Here is a 17881-nt window from a genome sequence, read left to right on the forward strand (position 1 = left end):
AAGGTATTATAGAGTTATTGGAAACTGTGTTGTTGTCGAAGTTTTCGCAATTAACCCGTCAGGAGATAGAAGCGATGTTTTTAGTTAATGATATCAAACAAACAAGGGTATATCAAGAAGCAAAGCAGGAAGGTAGAGAAGAAGGTGAACAAGAGGGAGAGAAAAATTTACTACTGCGTCTGTTATCTAAGAGGTTTGGAAAATTGACAGATAGTTATATCCAGAAAATCAGTAACCTGAAAATAGCACAATTAGAAGACTTGGGAGAAGCGTTATTAGATTTTCGGGATATCAACGATTTAGATGAATGGTTGAAATCCCAAACCTAAATTTAAGCTGGTAAATTTGGGACTTTCAACAAGTCTAAACCTCTCTCAAATATCTCATCAATGGGCAACATTTCCCCAGAATTAGTCATAAATTTATGGTCTTTTGTTGCCCTGATTTTTGAACCATCATCTAAACAATATTCATATAATTCTTGCACTCCCCGATGATGCCATTGGGCAATAGGTTGAGTGTAAACATTACCATTGTTATCAACACTAAATACACTACACTCAATCTGCTTTTCCACAATTTCCCCAATAGGTAAAAAGCCATATTCTAAAGTTAAAACCTCAGTTTCATAACTCAAACAATATTCGGCAAACTTCAACATATCCGCAAATAGTTTTTCAGCTACTTGGGGTTTTACACCGTTTTTTGCTGAACCATCTATAAAATTTTGCTTTTGTTTTTCCATCTCCGCTACTTTCTTTTTACCCATAGCGCGACGCAGTAAGTCAGCTTGTCCTAAAGAATAACCTGCCATATCTTGAGCAATTTTCATAATTTGCTCTTGATAAACCATAATTCCATAGGTTTCATTTAATATAGGTTGTAAAAGTTGCGATTCATAATCAATTGCTTCTCTACCATGTTTACGGTTAATAAACTTAGGAATTAATCCCGCATCTAATGGACCAGGTCTATATAATGCCAAAATAGAAGAAATATCTTCAATATTAGAAGGTTTCAAATCTCTCACGATTTGCTTCATTCCTGAAGATTCTAATTGAAAGATACCTTCTAAATCTCCAGATTCTAATAATGAATATGCTTGAGATACATCTTTAGGTAAAGTGCTATGTTCACCTTTAGCTAATATTTTCTGGGCTTTTCTTTCATCACGGGTAATGTCATCAGGATCAATATGATATCCTTTACTTTGTTGTATTAAATCAATGGTTTTTTGAATTAAGGTTAGGTTTCTTAAACCCAAAAAGTCCATTTTTAACAAACCCAGTGATTCTAAATCTTCCATAAAATACTGGGTAATTACTGAGCCGTCGTTATTACGTTGTAAGGGTACAATTTCATCTAATGGTTCTGCGGAAATAACCACACCTGCTGCATGAACACCAAAGGTTTTGTTAGTTCCTTCTATTCGCATGGCCATATCTATCCAGCGGCGAACATTCGGATCATTATCGTATTTTTCTTTAAATTCTGGTGCTGGTGTTTGATCAGAAACCATTACTTTCAATTTAGTTGGTTTACCCCGTACCACTGGGATCATTTTCGCCATTTTATCAGCTTCCCCATAGGGAATATCTAATACTCTGGCGACATCTTTTAATACTGCTTTGGATGTTAAACGGTTAAAAGTGATAATTTGGGCAACTCTATCTACACCATATTTTCTAGTCACATAATCAATTACTTCATCCCGTTTTTCAATACAGAAATCTGTATCAATATCAGGCATGGATTTCCGTTCTGGGTTCAAAAATCGCTCGAACAGTAAGCCATGATGCACGGGATCAATATTAGTAATTCGCATGGCATAAGCAACTAATGAACCAGCCGCAGAACCACGACCAGGACCGACGGGAATATTATTATCTCGCGCAAATTTGATATAGTCCCACACTACTAAAAAGTAGGTAGAAAAACCCATTTGCTGAATCATTTTTAATTCATACTCTAATCTTTCTTTGTAGACTGGATCTACTTCGTTACGAGATTTGCGGTTTAATCTTTCTAACAGTCCTTGCCAAGCTACTTCTTCAGCGTAAGTATCAGGAGTGTGTCCAGAAGGAATGGGAGGAGTAGGAATTTTCGGCTCATCCATGATATGGTAAGGCTCGACTTTATCCGCTACTTCAACTGTTGTCGCTATGGCTTCTTCTATGACATCATCGGGTAAATGATCACGAAATAGTAACTTCATTTCTGTGGCAGATTTTAAATATTCTGTGCCGCTATATCGCATCCGGTTATCATCAACAATTAGTTTACCGGTTTGAATACAAAGTAAAGCATCATGGGCTTCTACGTCAAAGCAAGAAATATAATGAGAATCGTTAGTAGCGACAAATTTAATGCCTAATTCACGGGCAATTTTCACAATTTCAACATTTACAATTCTGTCTTCTTGAGAACCGTGATCTTGAATTTCTAAATAAAAATCTTCGCCAAATACTTCTTTATACCATTTGGCAACTTTTCGGGCTGCATCTGGTCTACCACTGAGAATTGCTTGGGGAATTTCTCCTCCTAAACAAGCACTGGTGATAATCAAACCTTCTTTATATTGTTTGAGTAAATCTTTATTAATGCAAGGACGGGAAAAAATACCTTTACCTTGTACACCTTTAAGATTAGAAATTGTGGTGAGTTTAACTAGGTTTTTATAACCTTTGGTGTTTTTTGCTAAAACAACTTGATGATATTTAGGACGGCGTTCTTGTTTTTCAATATCACCGTTAATGATATACATTTCGTTGCCAATAATTGGCTTAATAGTCTTACTGCGGCAGATTTTGATGAGTTCAACTGCGCCATACATGACACCATGATCTGTGAGGGCGATCGCTTTCATTCCTAGTGCGATCGCCTGATCTACTAACTCTGGTAGTTGACTAGCACCGTCTAGCAAACTGTAGTCGCTGTGAATATGCAAAGGTACAAAAGACATAAGCAATTAATAGTGAATAATTAAACGGTTATAATGCAGCTATTTATACCAGGAGTCAGGAGTCGTAGGGGCGAAGTAGGGGCGAAGCCTGCCTGTCGGCAGACAGGCATTCGGAAAATAACCTGTGATAAAAATTGATAATTTATCGCCCGAATGCTTCGCCCTTACAGGAAAATAACCTGTGATAAAAATTGATAATTTATCGCCCGAATGCTGATGCTTCCAGCACGCTTCGCGAACGCCCGTAAAGGAGTCAGGAGTCAGGAGTAAAACTGGCTTTGTATCTAGGTTTCAATTGAGATTCTGTGCCTCATTGATCTGCAATCTACTGTCATAGCAATTTAGCTTGATGACAAAAGCAAGTATTTTACCTATTCCGCATAACAGCAAAAAGGCGACATCTGAGTAATACGTGAGTTTAGCACAGGAATCAGTTTCTTAATTCTCAGCGAATGGATGGAAAAAGCCTCGTGAGAACACGAGGCATAAACAGTTATCAGTTATCGCTTTTCAGTGTAACCTGTCATTTGTCACCTGTAAACTAAGACTGTTGAGGTCCTTTGGCATCGGAATGTTTAGCCAAACACCGTTCTAAAAGTTGAACCCTCCATATTAGCGCAAACTGACGAGGATTCCAGATAAATTTAGTATCACGACCAAATAAGGGCTGGTTCAAATAATCCCAAAGAGGAAATTTAATTTTTGTGTGTTCGGGAGCCATAGGTGGAACAAAATATTATAAAATTGCTTCAGGAGTAGTTGGCATTTTATTTAAAAAAATTATTTGATAAATAAATTTCCACTACTAATACCTTTATAATTCAAGAATAAACCAGTATTTTCCGAATGTCTTTGTGGCAATTGCGGAATTTAAGAAAACTTTATTTTTATTAATTTTAAGAAATTGTTAGTAAATCCTGACTTGGTTGTTGACAATAATTCTGGAAGGGTGGAAGACTGAAAAGAAAATTTTGATATGCCATAGACATTTGTCTAGCCACTTCATCAATATGAACGCAACTAGGACTAGTCCCTAAACCGGAAACAGCAACTATATTGATTGGCTTTTGTAAACAATTGTAGTAGAACTTATTATGTTGGCGGATAGCTAACAAAGTTGATCTCTCTTCAACTGCGTTAATAACACAACAATTTCATCCATTGCTTTTCTCACCACACTTGCAGGTTGTTCAGACTGATTTACCATAATACTAAAAACCAAAGTTTCATAATTAGGAACATTGACATATCCAGATAAAGAAACCACACCCATCATAGTACCTGTTTTTGCTTGGACAATTCCTTGAGCAGATGTATTCAGAAAACGATTTTTTAAAGTACCACTAACACCAGCAACAGGTAAAGAAGCACGAAATACTTCTGCTTGGGAAGATTTACTCATCACTTGCAAAAGTTGTACCAAAGCTTCTGGACTAATTAAATTTTTACGAGATAACCCAGAACCATCTACAATCTTATAGCTATTCGGTTCAATTCCTAATTCAGTTAACGTATTTTTTAAAGCTTGCAATCCTAAATCAGCAGTATTTTTATTTTTGGCTAATTGCTGTTTATCAGCTAAACTTCTGAGTAAGACTTCAGTATACAAATTATTACTATTGACATTTGTTTCTACTAATAATTCAGATAGCGGCGGAGATTCAACAGCGGCTATTTCTTGTTCATTATTACCACCATTATTAACAGATGTCCGGTTAACTTTTATTCCTGATTTTGTTAAAGTTAAACGGAAATTTTGCAAGAAATTTTGAGCAGGATCAAATACCGCTATAGCTGTAATATCTGGTTCTGAGTTTACAGGCAATTTTCCTGTGATTCTTAAAATCTGACCTTTTAAATCTCGGTAAACTTCCACATCACCCGGTTCATTTTCTGGAGTAGTAATTGCATTATTTTCAATCTGCCAATTATAAGCATCCAGAGGATTAGACCATTTAATTTTTAAAGGTTTTCCAATTTCTTGAGGCAAAAAAGTTATAACAGAAGTATTTTCATTAACAATTAAACTATTGACAGGTGCGCCATAATAAGATTGTACATCTTCCCATTGCCAACTAGGATGAACTACCTCACCTTGAAAATAACTATCATCAGCAATTAATTGATTAATTTCCCGAATACCTTTTTGATATAATTGCTTGGCTAATATTGTTAATTGCTCATTTTTAAAACTTGGATCTCCTCTACCAACAACCCGCAAAATACCTTCACTGTCTTGATAAACAGAGGTACGAATGCGAAAATTTGCCCCTAGTTTCTGCAATGCGGCTGCTGTTGTGAAAAGTTTAGTATTAGAAGCAGGAATAAAATATTTTTCTGGATCTCGACTGTAAAGAGTTTGTGGAGATGATAGGGGTTTGATTAAAATTCCCCAACGCATTCTCTTAAATATAGGACGATTAATTACAGCATCTATAGATGATTCTATTTGAGCAGAACAAGTATATTTTGTGGTAGTTGCTGGTGCTGTTGGGGTTTGTGCTTGAGCTATGTGCTGGTTAACATTAATTTGAACACCGATAAATAACAGCATCAAGCTAATAGATATTTTTTTGTGAATCATTTTATTTTGGCTAAATGTAATCCTAATGTTGTAACTTACAGCAGGTTGCAGATCAATGAGGCACAGAATCTAAATTGAAACCTATACACAAAGCCTGTTTTACTCCTGACTGCTGACTCCTGTACGGGCGTTCGCGAAGCGTGCTGGAAGCATCAGCATTCGGGCGATAAATTATCAATTTTGATCACAGGTTATTTTCCGAATGCCTGTCTGCCGACAGGCAGGCTTCGCCCCTACTTCGCCCCTACTTCGCCCCTACGACTCCTGAATTCTGCTGTACTTTGCGTAGCTGAATTACTACTTAAAAAGCCCATGATCGCCTAAAATTTGCTACTCATGAGCTAAATTAACTTATTTATGTGAAAACTGCAAACTAAAGAGCTAAATGACCTAATTCTTGGAAAAGAGGGGGATATTCAAAAAACAAACCAATAATTATTCTTCTTCCTCCTCTTCTTCTTCATATTCTTCAAAAATTTCGTCTATCAGTTCTTCTGCTCGCTCATCGGAAATTTTTAATGCTTCCTGAAGTTCAAAGAGATAATCTTCTTCTGATTCGGGTATGTCTTCTTCCATTCCCAGGATCAAAATAGCTGTGATATAGGCAGTTTCACGATAACTCTTTTTTGTTAAGGATGCGATCGCACTAGGAATTAAATTCTCTACTTTTTCTTCCTCTATCAAGGTGTTGACTTTTGCTGTTAACTTATCAAAGTCTTCCTCAGAGTAACTTGCAAACAGTTCAATACCTTCTAACATTTCTGGTAAGGGGTATTCTTCGGGGGTAATAATACCTTCATCCTCACCAGAAGCGGAAAAAAGTCCGATAATGGCGATCGCCACTTCTGGTTCTAGTTTAACTGGAGTTTTGATTTTGCTTTTAACCAACTCACTTTTAGACATGATGATCCTTTTGACAGACTATTATTTAGATTCCCAAATCATTGCATAAAATCACAGAGACTGTTACTTTTTTTCATACATTTGCACACAGAAGTTATGTTTTTAACATCAAAAAGATTTTAGCTAAACTCAAAAGCTATATCCCAATCTAGAAGGTGATTTTCACACAATATCCCCGACTTCTTGCAGAAATCAGGGATCTGATTCTGGTTATATGACTTACAACTTATTCCCGCACTCAGCACAGAAATTATGACTGGGTGGGTTTTTTGTACCACAATGGTTGCAGTAAACTGGCTCAACTGCGGTTTTTGGTGCTGGCTTCGGTAAACCAAACATCTGGGCGTTACTCTTACCAGGCGCTACCATTGGATAGCAGTTTTCATCCTTAGTAACACGCACATCTACCACTACAGGTCCATTGTGTGCCAGCATTTCCGCGATTTTATCTGCTAACTCTTCTCTGGTATTAATCACCATACCTTTAATACCATAAGCCTGTGCCAAAAGTTCAATATCTGGCATCCCTACTTCCATGTTAGAGCAGGAATAACGCTCACCGTAAAAGGCTTGTTGCCACTGGCGCACCATTCCCTGCCAACCGTTATTTAAAATTACGGTCTTGACATTTATACCATATTGTGCTAAAGTCCCCAATTCCTGTAAACACATTTGGAAACTAGCATCACCACTGATACAGATTACCTCTTCATCAGGGAAAGCTACCTTTGCACCCATCGCCGCAGGTACACCAAAACCCATTGTTCCTAAACCTGCACTAGAGATCCAGCGTCTTGGACCATTCTTCAAAAATTGGGCTGCCCACATTTGATGTTGTCCCACATCAGTAGTATAAAAAGCGTTGGGTGCTTGACGACCAACTTCCACAATTACCTCTTGGGGAGAAATACTATCAGCATGATGAGGTACAACCAAAGGATAATCCTGTTTCCACTGGTTGATTAAATTCAACCATTCTTGATTTTGGTTGGGTGTTGCTTTGCCGTTTGCGTCTTGACAGCGCCGTAATAAATCTTTTAAAACGTTTTTGACATCACCAACAATAGGCACATCAGGAACACGGTTTTTACCTACTTCTGCTGGATCAATGTCAATGTGAATAACTTTAGCGTGGGAGGCAAACTCATCTAATTTACCTGTCACGCGGTCATCAAATCTTGCACCAACACAAATCAGTAAATCACAATCTGTCACCGCAAAGTTAGCGTAAGCTGTTCCGTGCATTCCCAACATTCCCACAGATAGGGGATGATGTTCATCAAATGCACCGATACCCATTAAGGTTGTGGTGACAGGGATATTAAATAATTCTGCTAATTGTTTAACTTCTTCGTGAGCATTAGCCGCGATCGCACCCCCACCGACATACAATAAAGGACGACGACTTTCACGAATTAACTGGATAGCTGCGTTAACTTGTCTGGGGTTGCCTTTAACTGTGGGACGATATCCTGGTAATTTAACTGAACCTGGTTCTACAGGCACATAATCAAATTCTTCTAAAGCCACATCTTTAGGAACATCTATCAAAACAGGTCCAGGTCTACCCGTACTGGCAATGTGGAACGCTTCCGCCACAATTCGCGCCATATCTTTAGGATCACGCACTACATAAGAATGCTTAACAATGGGTAAAGTAATACCGTAAATATCTGTCTCCTGGAAAGCATCAGTACCAATTGCTGCCCGTGGTACTTGTCCAGTGACAATAATCATGGGAATAGAATCCATGTAAGCAGTCGCAATACCCGTTACCAGGTTAGTTGCTCCTGGACCAGAAGTACCAAAACATACTCCTACCTTGCCAGTTGCACGGGCATAACCATCAGCAGCATGGGAAGCACCTTGTTCGTGTCTGACAAGAATGTGTTTAATTGTACCAGTTTCCTCTACTTTGTAAAGGTCATCATAAATCGGTAGAATTGCTCCACCGGGATAACCAAAAATGTACTCAACATCATGACGCAGCAGACTATCTAACAAAGCAAAACCGCCAGTTGCCCGTTTTGGAGTTACAGGGGTAGATTTAGAGACAGCAGACTGTTTCTGATTTTCCGATTGTGGGAGACTGATTTGAGAAGACGATGGCACGGTTAACCTCAAAATATAACTAAAAGTTAAGCCTTAGATTTTGTATTTAGAATTTCAGGGTAATCCAATTCTACACCCAAAATAAAAACCACTTTTAATTGAGTGGCTTTTTTAAATTTTTAATACATTATTACTAATTCATCAAATACCTAATTTGGATTTGCTTTAGAAAAGCGGGGAAGTCAGAGTATCTGAGTATTGGTATTTGTGATGCCAGATTACTTTACAATTTGTAAACATCTGAAAATCTGCATCACTACTATGGTACAGTCCAGCTAACGGTTCTGATGGGGAACAGCCATCAGAGGTAACGGGGAAAGCCTGGTGTAAATCCAGCACTGTCCCGCAGATGTAATGAAGTTAACACTTCAAAGTCAGAATGCCCGCCGCCATGATAACCTACTTCCATCTGCGAGGTACAGATGAATAACACAATTAAAACTCTCTTCATCAAAAATTATCACTGTCTCATAGAGTCAAATATAGGTGTTACCATAGACATTTCTATGATATTGTAGAATTTTCCCTATATATATCAATAGCTATTTAGAAGGTGATAGATACAAACCTGAAAACCGGATTGTATCCTCAGTTTCATCTTTACATATTTGCATGATTCCTTGTCCTAGCCAAATTTAAGCTTGCAGTGTAAGCAAGGCTATTCGTCATTTCAATCTGCAATACATAAAAATTAATACAAAAACAACAACATACTTTATTAGTCTGTACAACCTGCGCTAGTGTGTGGAAAGACGGTAAACAGATAGGTGAAGGTGGCGGACAGCAGCTATTACAACAACTTCAACAACTCGCACAAACTTGGGAACTGCACTCTAAATTCTCCATTCAGGGAGTCCAATGTATGAGAGCTTGCAACCATGCTTGCGTTATCGCTTTGCAAGGAGAAGAGAAATTAAATTTACCTATCTTTTCGGTAACTTAGCAGTTGATGATAGTGTATCTGCCATACTGCTATGTGCCACCCAATACTACACTAGCCCCAAGGGTTTACTACCTTGATCAGAACGCCCAGAACTTTTAAAAACAGGCATTTTAGCCAAAATTCTACCCCTCAGTAAATGGGCAAAACTCACCAAAAATTCCTGTTAATTCAAGTTCGTAGTGAGGACTTTAGTCCTCCAGACAAACCCAGAAACTAGCTTGAAACTAGCTTGCAAAACTTACCCTAAATATGATAATAATAATCATTACCAAAATTTACAGGCTAAAAACTTTTGTGCAGACCACTAGTGTTTATTTACACAGGGACTTAATTACCAATGCGTACTCAGCTTATTATCAGATGGGGAACTCAAATACTGATTTCTAGTTTGACCATTACATCCGGGATATTAGGGAAAAATTACCCCAGCATAGCCACAGAAGTTACACCAAAATCTGAAAATTCCGACCAAGACTTACAACCAATTGCACAAACAGAGGAAAAAGAACCGGATATAGAAATCACAGTGATTGATAGTATTCTTAACGAACCAGTATTTTCACCCTTTCGTCGAGAAGGAACAGTCAAAGATTCTACTCGTCCGGTTTACGTCATCACTGGGGAAGAAATGGAAGCGCAAGGTGCAAGAACAGTCAAAGAAGCACTACGATTTTTACCGGGTATTTTGGGTGATGGTACTGTAGGAACAGAAGTCAACGCTTTAAGTGGTCAATTTATTCGCGGTTCTAACACCGGTCAAGTTTTAATATTATTAGATGGAAGACCAATTAATAATTTAGGTGGTGGAGGTTTCGACCTTTCAGAATTTACCAGTAATAATATTGAAAGAGTTGAAGTCTTACCCGGAGGTGGTTCAACCCTCTATGGTTCAGATGCAATAGGTGGGGTAATTAACATTGTTACCCGTCGTCCTACAGATAAAATTACCACCACAACGAAAGTTAACATTGGGTCTTATGGACTCAACCAACAAAGCATTCAAAATAGCGGGAAATCTGGTGATATTTCTTTGGTAGTTGGTTACAACCGTACCCAAGCACAAAATAATTATCCCTTTAGCATTCCTGAAGCTAACTTTGAAGGGACAAGAAAAAATAATGATGCACTGTTCAACAACTTTAATCTTAAACTAGAGGCAAATTTAGGAAAAAGAAATACCTTAACTTTATCAAATTTATATTTAGGGAAAGAACAGGGATCACCCGGAGGTGTACCCATTCCTTTTCCCCCCAATGGACAGGGATTTTTTAACTCTCTCACCGAGAATAACCGAAAATACACAGACCAAGTTCTCACTGATTTAACCTGGAACTCTAAATTAGGAAACGGAGATGATTCACTATTAACAGCGAGAATTTACGCTGATTTTCTCAACACTCGCTTTGATAATCGTAGTGGTGCAATTACATCTCAAAATCGCTTTGATACCAAACAAGATTCCTATGGTATTCAAGTTACCCATAATTGGAATCTGTCTAAAAATCAAACCTTAGTTTATGGCTTTGATTATCGTAATACTAATGTCCGCAACACTTCCTTTAATTACGGGACAAATATTTTACGAGTAAATTATGATGATGGTATCACTCAAGGGGCGATATTTAGTAGATATGACATTCAGTTTTCTCCTAGTTTAAACGTCAATTTAGGAGTGCGTCAAGACTTTAGTAGTTTAGTTAATGGTTCATTTACATCTCCATCTGTAGGTGCAAAATTCGCAGTTTCTGATTCCACTACCCTGAGAGCTAACTATATCAGAAACTTCCGCGCCCCCACAATTGCCAATTTATTTAATAATAATCCTACTAACATTGGTAATCCTGATTTAAAACCAGAAAAAGGTGATAGTTTTGATGTGGGAATTGACCAAAAAATAGGCAATATCGGCTTACTGCGGTTGACATTTTTTAGCAACCGTGTTTCTGATACCATTGCCTTTAGAAGACTCACTCCACCAGTAAATGGGAATACGGGAACTTGGGAAAATATTGGTTTAGTCCAAACTCAAGGAATTGAAGCATCTCTGAATTTACAACTAGCAAGAAATATCTATGGTTTTGTGAATTATACAGCCAATGACCCACGTATTTTAAAAAGCGGTAATCCCGCAGAGGTTGACAAAGAATTACGTTTTGCAGGTGCAGATAAGTTAAATTTTGGTGTGTCTTATGAAAATCCCCAAGGTTGGTATTTTGGTTTGTTAATGAATTCTTTAAACGGATATCCAACCAATAATACAAATACAGAATTTTTGCCGGGATATACCACTTTTGATATGAAGATGCGTGTGCCAATTAATGATAGGCTAGTATTGACTGGTAGCTTGGATAATTTGTTTAATCAGCGTTATCAGTTATTCCCTGGTTTCCCTGATGGGGGTAGGGTATTTCAATTGGGTTTGAGTTCTAGTTTTTAAGATTAATTTTGTCACCGATTCAAAGGAGATTTACCAATGAATGAGTTTAATTCTTGGGTACAACCAGTTAATAAAATAGAAACAGAAAATTTATCTACGGGTGGATATGTTGAGTATGAATATTTTGATTGTGGGAGTGATGTTTTAGCATCGTTAATGTATACTTTATTTGAGCAAAATTGGCAGCAGGTGGGAATTGCCCATATTGTTCAAGGTAGTGTTTTAGAGTTGGAATTTAATGCACCTCCAAAACTATGTATTCTCTATGATGGATATTTGACAGTGGCCGCTGAAGGGTGGCATTTACATTTGTGTATTGATACTAATTTCGGTGGACCTTTATGTAAAACTCCTGTGGAAGTGAGGAAGCAGCGTCTAGTTTCTCGTGCAGCTTTTTATCGGCGGTTTAATCCAGAAGGAAATCCTAGAAGTTGGGGGATTCAATTTTGGAATGGTGCGAATGAACAATTGATGACGATTTTATTACCTAATCCTTTGGTAGATGGGGAAAATTTATTACCAGAAGGAAAACCAAATTTAGAAAAGTTAGCTTTGTATCAAGACTTGAGAGATATTTATGTGTTAGGAATTAAACCAATTCCCTTTAATAAAAATCCTCTCAAACATTCCTATATTTCAGTTTGTACTTCTACTCGCTGTCTTCCTTCTCGCAAATGGCAACCTACATTTGAGGCGTTAAAATCAGCAGTGGAAAATGCAGGTTTAGATATAGAAGTAAGAACATCTGGTTGTTTAGAAGTTTGTCAATTAGGACCGGTGGTTTTCTATTCTAATGATAGAACTTGGTACACTCGCGTTAATCCTAATGTGGCAGAAAATATTGTCAATGAACATTTAGTCAAGGGTAATAAGGTGGCTGAAAACTTATATCCACCGGAAAAAGTATAAGCTACTTGCCATTAATTTTTCTGTAAAAATATGCTCGTAGTAAGGGCTTTAGCCCTGCTTCAGTGAAACCCAACATTAGCAAAAAATACTAAAGATTGGCGTTGGGTTTCGTTCCATTGCTTCGCAACGCGAACAACCCAACCTACAAAATCTCACTATTTAACAAATATTTAGCAAGAATGAAATTTTCAAAACTTCCTTACTCAAAACTAATCATTTTTTTATGTCAATTTTGCCTTATAGCCACATTTATTATTGCCTGTCATAGTACAAAAAATCCTATAACTCAAAATCATATAAATAACAACACAACCAATAACACCTGTATTCAAAATTATAACCCTAATCAAGATTATTTCCCCACCAAATCTAAAATTAAGTATGCTACAGGTTTTACAGTTGAATATCATAATCATTACAAAGTTGTGACGATTAAAAATCCCTGGCAGAATGCTAAAACTCAGTTTCAATATGTTTTAGTTCAGTGTGGAACTCCTACACCTTCAGGATTTAATCAAGCACAAATTATTACAGTTCCTGTTAATTCTGTCGTGGCTTTATCTACAACTCATTTACCTCATTTGGATAAATTAGGATTGGTGGATAAATTAATAGGTATTAGTAATACAAAACAAGTGAATACTCCGGCTGTAATTGAGAGAATTAAAGCGGGAAAAGTTACCCAAGTGGGTAATAATTCTAATGTGGATATAGAAAAATTATTAGCATTAAATCCTGATTTGGTGACAACTTTTGGCACAGGTAATTCCCAAACAGATAGTTACGGTAAACTTACGGAAACTGGTTTGAAAGTGGGAATAAATGCTGAATATATGGAAGATACGCCGTTAGGAAGAAGTGAATGGTTAAAATTTACGGCTTTATTTTTTAATCAAGAAGAAAAAGCTGAAAAGGTATTTCAAGAAATAGCAGATAAATATACAAAAATAGCCCAAAAAGCTCAATCTGTAAAAAATCGGCCGACGGTATTTGTGGGATTTAATTTTAAAGGTACTTGGTTTATGCCTGGTGGTAAAAGTTATGTGGCTAAATATCTGAATGATGCAGGAGGTAATTATCTGTGGAGTGATGATAAATCTAATGGTAGTTTACCACTTTCTTTTGAGGTAGTTTTAGAACGTGCAGCTAAAGCTGATTATTGGTTAAATTCTCGCCAAGTTTGGCAGAGTTTAAAAGATGTTGTAGCTGAAGATAGTCGTTATGGTGATTTTCAAGCTGTAAAAACTGGAAATATTTATAATAATAATGCCCGTGTCAACGTAGATGGTGGTAATGATTATTGGGAAGGAGGAATTAGTAACCCCGATATTGTACTGGCAGATTTAATCAAAATTTTGCATCCAGAATTGTTACCGGAACATCAACTGTTTTATTACCGCAATTTGCCACAATAATGTTTATGAAATCTGTGAAAAAACATTTTAATCCTCACTTATTCATTCCAGATAATATTTCCCTTAGAAGTTTATGTTTTGGGATATTAATTGTAGCTTTGCTATTAATATTTCTCTTAGATTTAGCTTTGGGTTCAGTTTCGATTCCTGTTGATGAAGTGGTAAATATTTTACTAGGAAAACAACCAGAAAAGATAACTCATAGCAATATAATTCTTAAATTTAGATTACCGAAAGCTTTAACTGCAACCTTAGCGGGTGCTGCTTTAGGTGTGAGTGGTTTACAAATGCAAACATTATTTAAAAATCCCTTAGCTGGACCATTTGTATTAGGAATTAGTTCTGGTGCGAGTTTAGGAGTGGCGTTGGTGGTGTTAACTGCAAGTGTGACTGCACCAACTTTATTAAATAATTTGGGAATCATTGCTGATTTTGGATTAGTGATAGCTGCTAGTGTGGGTGCGGGTTCGGTTTTAGGTGTGATGTTGGTTGTTTCTCGTCGGGTGCAAGATACAATGACGCTGCTAATTTTAGGTTTATTATTTGGTTATGCTACTGGTGGAATTGTGAGTATTTTATTGCAATTTAGCACTAGAGAACGGATTCAAAGTTATATTATGTGGACTTTTGGTAGTTTTGCTGGTGTGACTTGGAAACAATTAATTGTGTTAATTCCGGTGATACTTTTAAGTTTATTAATAGCGTTGTTGCAATCAAAATCTCTGAATGCACTTTTGTTAGGTGAATCCTATGCCAGAAGTGTAGGTTTAACGGTAGAAAAAACTAGATTTTCTATTATTATCAGTGCTTCTATTTTAGCAGGTGGAATTACAGCTTTTTGTGGTCCTATCGCATTTTTGGGTGTGGCTATTCCCCATTTATGTCGGAGTTTGTTTAATACTTCTGACCATCGAATTTTAATTCCCAGTGTGATAATTTTAGGGGCAATTTTAGCTTTAATAGCAGATTTGTTTTCTCAATTAGCAGTTAGTCAAATGGTTTTACCTTTAAATGCAATTACGGCTTTAATTGGTACTCCTGTTGTGACTTGGGTAATTTTAAAGCGTAATTCCCGCAAGTCTTTTCCATCCTAATTACTACTCGATTTTTTATAAATCAGAAAGTTACTTACCTATTCCCTATTCCCTGTTCCCTGTTCCCTAACTCAACAAATATGAGTAATGCAATTTTGACAACCCACAATTTGACTATTGGTTATCAAACATCCCGAAAAAATTTTCGGTGTGTAGCAGAGAATATTTCTGTATCTTTGCAAGCTGGGGAATTGGTGTGTTTATTGGGTCCCAATGGTGCAGGTAAATCTACATTATTGCGATCGCTTGCCGGAATGCAACCACCTATAGGCGGTGAAGTGCGACTTTTAGATGATAATATCTACAAATTAGCACCCCAAGATTTAGCCAAGCGGTTGAGTTTAGTTCTCACAGAAAAAGTTGATGGAGGGATGCTATCTGCTTATAATTTGGTAACTTTAGGACGACATCCTTATACTGACTGGTGGGGAAATTTGACTGCTGAGGATGAAGCAATAGTCCATTGGGCGATAAAATCTGTAGGTGCATTAAATTTAGTCTCCCGTCAAGTTAGCGAACTCAGTGATGGTGAACGACAAAAAATTATGATTGCCCGCGCTTTAGCGCAGTCTCCTATAGTCATGTTGCTAGATGAACCAACAGCATTTTTAGACTTACCCCGGCGAGTAGAAATTATGCAATTGTTGCGTAATTTAGCCAGGGAAACTAAACAAGCAATTCTCCTTTCTACCCATGATTTAGACTTAGCTTTGCGTCTAGCCGATCAAATTTGGCTATTAAATTTTCATGGGATTTTACAGGTAGGCGCACCGGAGGATTTAGTATTAAGTGGTGCATTTGCTAATACTTTCAAAAGTGAAGGTGTGGAGTTTGATATTTTGTCTGGTGAGTTTAATTTGCATACACCATTGAAAGGAGAAGTTCAAGTTATTGGTGAGGGTATAGCTACTATATGGACTATTCGCGCTTTACAAAGGGTAGGTTTTCAGGTGAAACAAGCTGATAAATTTTCTGGCAATCAAAATGCTGCAAAAACACAATTAGTAGTAGAAGTTATATCAAAATCTGAAGAGAAATTTTGGCAAACCCAAGTGATAAATAATCATTCAGATGTGTATGTTCATAATTCACTATATGCAATGATTGATTTTTTAAATCAGAATGTCATTTCACTAGACAATTAACGCTTGAGATATTTACCTGGTAGCTTATCAACATACATAAAGGATTACTATTTTACAAGTTTTAGATCAAATCTTGCAAGACTTTCCGGGTATTTTGCCAAGTCCAGAAACCAATCAATACTACAGTGATACTCATACCAAAAAGAACTGTTGCCAAGCCAAAAGCATTAACCAGCTTGGTTGTAATCAATAAAGGTGCGGACAGCGCAATATTAATGGCATGATTTTGAAAGCCAAATACCTTACCGTGCATTGCTGGGGGTGTGTGTTGTTGAATTAAGGTTTGCATCGGCACGTTAATTAATGCTGCACCTAAACCCAAGAAAACACAAAGTCCTAACACTAAAAATAAATTATGAGTAACAATAAACATTCCCAGTGCCAAGGCCATAAACATAAAACCAATTAACGGCAAGGGTTTATGATGCAGTTTATGGCCAAAATGTCCCAAAATTCCTGCGCCTAAAACCATTCCCACACCGGCAGCAGCAACAAAGAAACTAAAATCAGTTTGTTCTAAGTTCAATCTAGCAGCTAATCTAATAGATAATTCTAATAATGCCGCAAACACGCAATACAAAGCGACAATTTGCAACATCGCATTCCAGACTAAGCGGTTTTGTTTTAGATATTGCCAACCTTGTAAAAATTCGGTGATAGGATTAGCTACGGATGTTTGCCTATGTTCTGTAAACCGAATTGGCAACATGATGATAGCTGATAACAGATAGAAACCACCTACTAATAGTTCTTTGCCAAAATCAGAGTTTAAATATTCCGCCCAGTCTAAAATTGGCTTTCCCACAGCATAACCAACTATCAATGCTCCCATCATGGTGCTGCTAAATAAAGCATTAGCGGCCATTAAATTCTCTCGTTGCACCATTAGGGGAATAGTAGCTTGTTCCGCTGGGGCAAAAAACTGAGTTACCGAGGAGATACCAAAATTCAGTGCTAACAATATTCCTAACTGCCTGGGCAAGAAAGCTATACTTAATGTCAACAAGCCCCGCACGACATCAGAACCCACCATAATTAGCTTTTTGGGCATCCTATCAACAATCACACCACCAGCAGAACCGAAAAAAATCGCTGGTAGGGTAAAAGCCATATACATATAAAAGCGCCCTGTGCCTTCTGGTAAACTGGCAGGTAAGTATTTTTTCTCTAACAAATCAATCATTAAAATCAATAAAACCTTATCTGCTAACTGGGAAATGAGTTGCCCAATCCACAGGAGCATAAAATTACGGTTTTTTAGCAGTGCGCCAAAGCCAGTATTAACAGCAGTCGGTTCAGTGGGAAACATCACAAATTGGGAATTGGGAATTGGGAATTGGGAATTGGGAATTGGGAATTGGGAATTGGGAATTGGGA

General features: G+C 37.2%; 12 protein-coding genes, 1 pseudogene and 1 riboswitch. Of the genes and pseudogenes, 7 read left to right on the top strand and 6 right to left on the bottom strand.

From position 1 onward, the window contains the following. Window positions 1–329: DUF4351 domain-containing protein (locus PN497_RS23965; protein ID WP_272110967.1), on the top strand; the 329-nt coding region annotated here is incomplete at its 5' end. A 2-nt stretch (window positions 330–331) separates the two neighbouring features. Here PN497_RS23965 and PN497_RS23970 read toward each other — a convergent pair. The 5 genes from PN497_RS23970 to ilvB form a co-directional block, all read right to left on the bottom strand. Further along, a complete protein-coding gene (locus PN497_RS23970) occupies window positions 332–2962 on the bottom strand; it encodes a DNA polymerase III subunit alpha (protein WP_096566234.1) in 2631 nt (876 codons plus the stop codon). Window positions 2963–3858: 896 nt separating this feature from the next. Beyond that, entirely contained in the window at window positions 3859–4077 is a 219-nt protein-coding gene (locus PN497_RS23980) for a macro domain-containing protein (protein WP_190650265.1), read from the bottom strand. Beyond that, on the bottom strand, window positions 4071–5546 hold the full coding sequence (gene dacB / locus PN497_RS23985) for a D-alanyl-D-alanine carboxypeptidase/D-alanyl-D-alanine endopeptidase (RefSeq protein WP_272110970.1): 1476 nt from the start codon (window positions 5544–5546) through the stop codon (window positions 4071–4073). The genes PN497_RS23980 and dacB overlap by 7 nt, the downstream gene beginning before the upstream one ends. A 435-nt stretch (window positions 5547–5981) precedes the next feature. Next, complete coding sequence (locus PN497_RS23990) at window positions 5982–6449, bottom strand: tellurite resistance TerB family protein (RefSeq protein WP_096566238.1); 468 nt, start codon at window positions 6447–6449, stop codon at window positions 5982–5984. A gap of 219 nt (window positions 6450–6668) precedes the next feature. Continuing rightward, the gene (ilvB, locus tag PN497_RS23995; protein WP_096566240.1) at window positions 6669–8561 is read right to left on the bottom strand and encodes a biosynthetic-type acetolactate synthase large subunit; all 1893 of its coding nucleotides are present in this window, start codon (window positions 8559–8561) and stop codon (window positions 6669–6671) included. 262 nt (window positions 8562–8823) lie between these two features. Next, a riboswitch (cobalamin riboswitch) is annotated at window positions 8824–8966 on the top strand. Window positions 8967–9255: 289 nt separating this feature from the next. Here ilvB and PN497_RS24000 point away from each other — a divergent pair. The 6 genes and pseudogenes from PN497_RS24000 (at window position 9256) to PN497_RS24025 (ending at window position 16504) form a co-directional block, all read left to right on the top strand. Further along, window positions 9256–9671, top strand: a pseudogene (locus PN497_RS24000) (DUF1636 family protein). Between the two features lie 170 nt (window positions 9672–9841). Next, on the top strand, window positions 9842–11941 hold the full coding sequence (locus PN497_RS24005; protein ID WP_096566242.1) for a TonB-dependent receptor plug domain-containing protein: 2100 nt from the start codon (window positions 9842–9844) through the stop codon (window positions 11939–11941). Between the two features lie 36 nt (window positions 11942–11977). Then, entirely contained in the window at window positions 11978–12850 is an 873-nt protein-coding gene (locus PN497_RS24010; RefSeq protein WP_096566244.1) for a (2Fe-2S) ferredoxin domain-containing protein, read from the top strand. Window positions 12851–13029: 179 nt separating this feature from the next. Then, entirely contained in the window at window positions 13030–14265 is a 1236-nt protein-coding gene (locus PN497_RS24015) for an ABC transporter substrate-binding protein (protein WP_096566246.1), read from the top strand. A 5-nt stretch (window positions 14266–14270) separates the two neighbouring features. Beyond that, on the top strand, window positions 14271–15359 hold the full coding sequence (locus tag PN497_RS24020) for a FecCD family ABC transporter permease (RefSeq protein ID WP_242052633.1): 1089 nt from the start codon (window positions 14271–14273) through the stop codon (window positions 15357–15359). Window positions 15360–15439: 80 nt separating this feature from the next. Continuing rightward, window positions 15440–16504 carry an ABC transporter ATP-binding protein gene (locus tag PN497_RS24025; RefSeq protein ID WP_096566250.1) on the top strand — a complete coding sequence of 355 codons (1065 nt, stop codon included), beginning with the start codon at window positions 15440–15442 and terminating at the stop codon, window positions 16502–16504. 61 nt (window positions 16505–16565) lie between these two features. Here PN497_RS24025 and PN497_RS24030 read toward each other — a convergent pair whose 3' ends face one another. After that, the gene (locus tag PN497_RS24030; RefSeq protein ID WP_096566252.1) at window positions 16566–17813 is read right to left on the bottom strand and encodes an MFS transporter; all 1248 of its coding nucleotides are present in this window, start codon (window positions 17811–17813) and stop codon (window positions 16566–16568) included. Window positions 17814–17881: the final 68 nt, after the last annotated feature.

Origin of the sequence: Sphaerospermopsis kisseleviana CS-549 (assembly GCF_028329225.1) — a bacterium.
GTDB classification, from domain to species: domain Bacteria; phylum Cyanobacteriota; class Cyanobacteriia; order Cyanobacteriales; family Nostocaceae; genus Sphaerospermopsis; species Sphaerospermopsis kisseleviana.